The following is a 1,460-nucleotide window of genomic DNA, read 5'->3' as shown; positions in this document are numbered from 1 at the left end:
GGTGTAGGCTACCGTCTTCATAAGGAATGTTTTACGGTTTTCTTTGTGCCTTCCATCAGCTTGAGGATATCGTCGTACTCGTAGAAGATCAATCCGCCGATTTTGGTAAAGGAAAGCGTGCCGTTGATGCGCATGTTTTGAAGTGTGCCGGGAGAAATGCCCAGCATTTCGCGGACTTCGTAGGATTTAAGCCATTTCCGGGGTTGAATGGCTGGAGCATTGACCAGCTCCCGTAGTTCCCGGAACAATTCTGTTTTGAAGATTGCGAGATCTTCCCGGGTTAGAATTTCTGCTGCCATAAGGTTTGGGTTTGTTTGTTATGGCAGCAAAGGAAAAAATATTACTTACGCAAGAACAGTCACAGGGGTGACAGTACCCCCTGTAACTGTTTGATTATTAAAGAGAAGAATTTGATATAATTATTTCTTTAATACAACATTCAACACGGAATGGTGAAATCAGAATTGTTGCAGGAAATAATCGAGGGCGAAGTATACAGCAACGTTTAATCCCTTGTGCGATCGGTTAACCAGGTCCATCAGGATATCCCTTACTGCTTTGGATACTGCAGCATTGTCTTTATAGAAGTTGCTCCGCAGACTACCGGGAGATACACTGTCCTGCTTTACGGAGGCAAAGAAGTAAGAGAAAAAATCCAATACCTCTGATCTATTCTTATTCAGATAAAGGCCGCTATCGAGTAATAGCTTCAGTATATGCCCAAGCTGTGGCACGGAGAAAACAGTTTGTATCTTAAAGTCTTTCCAGCGGCTTAATTCATCGGGAAGGTGAACGTTGCTTGAAAGAGATCCTCTTTCTTTCTGGTAACCGATTTCCTCTGCAAGCCATGATTGCATCTTACTTTGAAGAGGAGCTCGTAATCTATTAAAGATAAAACCGGGTTTTACTGTTGCCTGGCTAATTTTCTTTTGAAGAAACATCAGCCTATCAAGTTTTTCCTTTGTAGTGGAAAGGCTCTCAATTTCTGAATTCACAATACTGGTCCAATATTGAAAATGCCGTACACCGTTGAAATTAAGGTACAATAAAAGACCCTCCAATTTATCCGTTAGATCTTCTCCTTCTTCACTGGCGTCCAGTAATTCAAAGAGGCTCTTGCCCATTTCCTTCAAATAAAAGAGCTGCTGATAAGTGATTGAGTAAGCAGTATGACTGGCATTTAAAAACTCAGTGAATGGCAGGAGTACAATTGACAATAATTGCCCATCAATATTCAACGCAGTAAAACTTTCCTTTAATACTTCAATATCCTGCTGAAACTTTGTCTGCGCTGTTATCAGGTACGAAGCGGGAATCTTGCAGTCAATGTCGAGGTAGCGGGCGAACTTCTGCTCCAGGAAAAACAAAAGTTCAGCAAGATTGCTATAAATAATTTTATAAAGATTAGACCAGGTGTTTTCTATCGATGGAACATCAACACTTAAAATATCTTCTTCTGA

At 41.0% G+C, this 1,460-nt stretch carries 2 protein-coding genes; both read right to left on the bottom strand.

Annotation, left to right across the window (positions count from 1 at the left end):
- Window positions 1-17 precede the first annotated feature (17 nt).
- Window positions 18-299: a helix-turn-helix domain-containing protein gene (locus tag CLV51_RS28820; RefSeq protein ID WP_106531569.1), complete on the bottom strand. Its 282-nt coding sequence runs from the start codon at window positions 297-299 to the stop codon at window positions 18-20.
- 159 nt (window positions 300-458) lie between these two features.
- On the bottom strand, window positions 459-1,460 hold a 1,002-nt coding region (locus tag CLV51_RS29350), incomplete at its 5' end, for a hypothetical protein (RefSeq protein ID WP_158267192.1).

This window comes from Chitinophaga niastensis, assembly GCF_003014755.1.
Classification (GTDB): Bacteria; Bacteroidota; Bacteroidia; order Chitinophagales; family Chitinophagaceae; genus Chitinophaga; species Chitinophaga niastensis.
Note: the sequence above shows the minus strand (reverse complement) of the source record. Positions and strands in the feature narration are given on the sequence as shown.